This is a genomic window from Rhodosalinus sp., from assembly GCF_041685465.1.
Classification (GTDB): Bacteria; Pseudomonadota; Alphaproteobacteria; order Rhodobacterales; family Rhodobacteraceae; genus Rhodosalinus.
In genome coordinates this window covers 1-4812 of record NZ_JAWLFS010000227.1, presented here as the reverse complement: position 1 = coordinate 4812, position 4812 = coordinate 1, and the positions used below count along the sequence as shown (strand labels likewise).

Below are 4812 nucleotides of genomic sequence, written 5' to 3'. Positions count from 1 at the left end.
TTCAGCGCAACGTCCGCCACACAGAGCCCCTATCGCGGAGCGATTTAGTGCTTGCGAAGGAAGCCGAGTTTGCAAAGTGTCGCCGTCGCTACACGAACACGTTCCAATTCTTTGATTGACGAAAGTACAATCTCAGATCACAAACAGGACTATAGCAGGTCGTTTCAGGAGATATCAAATGGATCTTAAGGACTTTATCAGCGGCTCCATAGCGGACATCGCCGAAGCAGTTAAATCTGCCGACGCTACTCTTAAGGAACATGGCGGGATGGTAAATCCCGGCACGCACAAGGATGACATGGCCGGACGTTTCGTCGCTCCGAGAACAAGATTAGACTTTGATGTCGCAATTACTGCTTCGAAGAAGGGTGAAGGGGGTGCGGAAGCCAAAGCAAAGATTTTTGTTGTGGAAGCGTCACTCGGTGGAAAAGGCGAAATGAGTAGCGAAAGTGTGTCGCGGCTTTCATTTTCTATAGATGTCGTTTTACCACATGATCAGAAACAAAAAGACCGTATTGGCAAGGTTCAGCGTTAAGAGATCAGTTCGTTCCGACGAGTGACTGCTCCGGGCCGCAAACGGTCCTTCGCCGCGCTGATCCCGAGCGGCAGGTCGTGACGCCTGCGCCGGGGCCAGACCCCTAGGAGGCACGGGGCTGCGCGGTGGTGGCCGGGGCGGGGCGCAGGGTGTCGCCGGGCCCGTCCCGGAACAGGGTCGCGAGCCGGGCCGCCTCGGTGGAGATGTCGAACTCCGCCGCCACGACGCGCCGGCCGGCCTCGCCGAGGGCGGCGCCGCGGTCGGGCAGGGCCGCCAGCCGGTCGATCGCCGCGGCGAGCGCCTGCGCATCGCCCGGCGGCACGAGGATCCCCGAGACGCCGTCCTCGACCAGTTCCGGTATGCCGGTGATCCGGGGCGCGATGACGGGCAGGCCCGCGGCCATCGCCTCCATCAGCACGACGGGCACGCCCTCCGCGAAGGAGGCGAGCGCGAAGGCGTCCGCGGTGGCGAGGATCCCGGCCACCTCGTCCTGGCTCCGGTAGCCGGTGAAGCGGACGGCGTCGCCGAGGGGGGCGGCCATGGCCTCGAGCGCGGGACGGTCCTCGCCGTCGCCCACGACGGTCAGGCGCAGGTCGTCGGCGCCCTCGCGCGCCCGGCGCAGGCGCAGGGCCTCGATCAGCACGCGCAGCCCCTTCACCGGGGCGAGCCGCCCGACGAAGACGAGATGCAGGCGCGGATCGTCGCGCTCGCCCCCGTGCCGCCGGTAGAGACCGGGCTCGACCCCGCAGTGGACGACCCTGAGCCGGTCCCAGTGGGCCGGATCGCTCGCCAGCATGGCCTGGCTGCGGGCGTAGTTGCTGATGCAGGCGACGAAGCTGGCCTGCGCGATCTTCTCGCCGAGGCCCCAGCGCGCGGGCTCGGCAAGGTCGGCCGGCCCGTGCAGCGTGAAGGAAAAGGGGAGCCCGGCGAGCCGGGCGGCCAGCACCGCGACACTGGCCGAGGGGCCGGCGAAATGGTTGTGCAGATGGGTCGCGCCGACCGCTTTCAGGTGCCGTGCGAGCAGCGTCGCCTCCGCGAAGTAGAACAGCTGGTAGAGCGCGGCGCGCGGACCGGGCCCGCGCATCCGGGCGGCCCGCGCCAGCGTGCCGACATAGCGCCCCGGCGCCGTGAGGGCGGGCGCCTGCGCCGCGAGAAGCGCCCGGGGCGATCGCGCCGCCTCGATGACGTGGAAGGTGGTTTCGGCGGCCCGCGTCTCGGCCGGGCCGCGCAGGTGCTCGGGCCCGCTGCGCCGGACCGAGCAGGTGACGACGTCAAGCCCCAGCCGCCTCAGCGCCTCGACCTCGCGCAGGATGAAGGTATGCGACACGGCGGGATAGGCGCTGGTCAGGTAGGCAATTCGCGGAGCTCCGCGCCGGTCCGTATCTTGCATCTGGGCCCCGCCGTGTCGTGCCGTGTTCGGGGTCCCTCTTGGCAGTGCCGGGCGGCGCTGTCACGCCTCCTGCGCGCCGCGCGCGGCTCGGCCCCGCCGCGTGGCACGGCGGCGTCAGTCGCGCCGGATGTTCGCCGCGCCATCGCTTTCGGCCGCCGCGACGACCGGCGCGTCGAGGTGCAGCGGCGCCCGCATCAGGAACACGTTGTAGAGCGGTTTCCACCGGGACATCGTGAAGCGGACCTCGGTGTCGAGCGGCTCGCCGGGCACGATGTAGGGGGCGTAGAGGCCCGGGTGGTCGCCGGCGCGGGCCACCGTCTGCGCCGCGCTCCAGGGACCGACGAGGTCGGGTGCGGTGCGCAGGACGATCGCGGCCTTCGTCTCGTCGAGATACATCATCAGCCAGCGGCCGTGCGCCTCGCTCCAGGCGACCGAGAGCTCGCCCGCCGGCGCCGGCACGACCGTCGCGGCCGCGCGGTGATCGGCCACCCAGCCGCGGCCATCCCAGTATTGATAGGCCGCGGGATCGAACAGCGCGTCGCGCGCCACGCGCCGCAGCCGCACGCCGCCGAAGCGGCCTGCGGGGATGCCGAAGCTGTAGATCAGCGCGCCCTGATCGACGAAGGCCACCTGTTCGAACCCGGAGCCGTTCGGCCAGACGGCCGATTGCGAGCGGTGCCAGGTCTGTCCGTCGTCGTCGGACCAGGCGAGGCCGGACCGCCGGACCAACCAGCGGCCGTCCGATGTCCACATCCGCACCGACATGTAATGCAGCACCATCCGCTCGCCGAGGGATATGCCGTTCGTGGGAATAACGGTCCATTCCACGCCGGGCACCTTGGCGGAGCGGATCAGCTCCTTGGCATGGCCGTCCGGGCCGGTGATCATCCCCGCGATGTCGAAGGCGCCGCGCGGATCCCCGATGCGCGCCATGGTGCTGCTGCGCCATGCGCCGTCATCGGGTCCGTAGGTGTCGCCGAACACCATGTAGAGCGCGCCCTTGTGGCGGATCATGTGGCCGAGGTCGGTGCCGTGGACGTTCCAGCGGTCGGTCGCGTTGGGCGACTCCGCGCCGGTCAGCTGCTGCACGACTTCGGCGGGGCCGACGAGGAGGGGCGCCGCGGCGGACGCATCCTCGGCAACCGGTGCCGCGGGCACCGCGGTGCCCCGCGCGACCGGCCTGGCCGCGGCATCGCCGGTGTCCTCGAGGGCATGGGACTGCATCTGGAACAGCGTCATGCCGGCGGCGACGCAGGCCGCGAGCGTTGCAAGGCGAAGGATCACGTGCAGTCTCCCACCGAGGGGATCTGCCGCAAGCGAGGGTGGTCCGTCAGATCCGTGGTATGGATCTCATATAGGCAGAAACCTGCCGAAAATGCGAGGGTGGAAACGAGAGCTTGCCTTCACGATCTCGTGGCCCGGCGCCCGCCGCCTGCGCGCTCGTCGCTACCCGTCGTCGGCCTGCGCGGGGTCGGTGGCGCCGGGGCGGGTGCAGGAAAAGGCGTAGGCGGGCCAGGCTGTCCCCTCCGGCTGGTCGAGCGTCCAGGACCGGCAGGCGAGGTCGGGATGGCGATGCTCGATCCAGCGCAGGAGCTGCTCGCCGTCGGTGGGCACGACGAGGCCGGCCACCTCGTCGCCCGCGACGGCGGCTTCCTCGGCCCGCCACGGCACACGGTAGCGGGCCTGCGGCGCCTCGCCCAGCAGTTCGTGGTAGAGCGTCGCCATCCGGAGACCGTAGGTCATGGAGACCAGCGGATCCTCGATCGGGGCCTGTGCGACCAGCGCCTCCAGCGTCTCGGGCAGGTCGGTGAAGACGGGCTCGCGCGCGGTCAGGCCCTCGGCCATGACCGCCGCCCGCCAGACGCCGAGCGCGATCAGCAGCACCGCGGCCCCCTGTTGCAGCACCCGCCAGCGCCGCGCCCACCAGCCGATCGCGGCCACGGCTCCGACGAGCAGCGGTCCGAGCACCGGCAGATGGAAGGCCTGGATATCGTAGGCGCCGTACCAGATCACGAAGGGCACGAAGGACAGCGCCACCGCGAACACGGTCGCCACGCCGATCCAGTCCGCGTCGCGCCGCCGCCAGCCGGACGCGAAGAGGGCGACGCCGGCCAGGATCAGCGGCGTCGAGATCCACGGATGCGCCGAGCGCAGCGTGACCAGCAGCGTCTCGGAACTGTAGGTCGAGCTCAGCCCGGAGCCGTAGAGACCACTGAAATAGGTGCCCGAGATATAGCGGATCAGCTCCGTCGCGGTCGGCGGCAGGGGCAGGTATTCGGAATACGCCGTGTCGGGATGATGCGTCATGTAGGCGAGGTAGAGATACTGGCTCACACCCAGCGCGACGAGGACGAGAACGGCGGCCACGATGCGCGGCCGCACCAGTCGCCGCCAGTGTATCGCCATCACCAGCAGGCCCAGCGGCGCCAGCATGATCATCATCAGATGGTTGCCGAAGGACAGCGCGTAGACGGCGCAGGCGGCCACGAAATAGCCTTCGCGCTTGGTCTCGAGGAAGAGGACCAGAAGGAAGGTGGTCGAGAGCACGAAGGCCAGGGCGAGCGGGTAGACCTCTGCCTCGGTCGACTGGACGGCCATCAGCCCGGCGCTGCCCAGCAGGAGCGACCCCGCGATGCCGAAGAGCAGGCTGCGGGTCACGCGTGCGACGATCAGGAAGGCCATCATGTTGGCGACCGCGCCGGGGAGCGCCGCCATGGCGAATGTCATCGCGCGCCAGGGTTCGACCGGCAGGTCGAGCGCACGCAGCACCGCGCCGAGGAACAAGACGAGCGGGTAGCCGGGCCCGTGGACCAGGATCTGACTGTGTCCGAGCGTCTGGAACTTGGCCGTGTCGCCGGCATTCATGACGCCGCCCAGCCCGGGAAAC

The 4812-nt window shown here is 69.5% G+C and carries 4 protein-coding genes; 1 reads left to right on the top strand and 3 read right to left on the bottom strand.

What is annotated here, in order from left to right:
* Positions 1 to 178 precede the first annotated feature (178 nt).
* Positions 179 to 535 carry a hypothetical protein gene (locus tag ACESL7_RS13130; RefSeq protein ID WP_372893760.1) on the top strand — a complete coding sequence of 119 codons (357 nt, stop codon included), beginning with the start codon at positions 179 to 181 and terminating at the stop codon, positions 533 to 535.
* Between the two features lie 103 nt (positions 536 to 638).
* On the opposite strand, the gene ACESL7_RS13125 is transcribed toward ACESL7_RS13130, so the two are convergent.
* From ACESL7_RS13125 to ACESL7_RS13115, 3 genes are all read right to left on the bottom strand, one after another.
* Positions 639 to 1925: a glycosyltransferase family 4 protein gene (locus tag ACESL7_RS13125; RefSeq protein WP_372893759.1), complete on the bottom strand. Its 1287-nt coding sequence runs from the start codon at positions 1923 to 1925 to the stop codon at positions 639 to 641.
* Positions 1926 to 2039: 114 nt separating this feature from the next.
* On the bottom strand, positions 2040 to 3209 hold the full coding sequence (locus ACESL7_RS13120; protein ID WP_372893758.1) for a glycoside hydrolase family 183 protein: 1170 nt from the start codon (positions 3207 to 3209) through the stop codon (positions 2040 to 2042).
* 162 nt (positions 3210 to 3371) lie between these two features.
* Positions 3372 to 4812, bottom strand: a 1441-nt coding sequence (locus ACESL7_RS13115; RefSeq protein ID WP_372893757.1) for a protein O-mannosyl-transferase family, incomplete at its 5' end; no start/stop codon positions are given.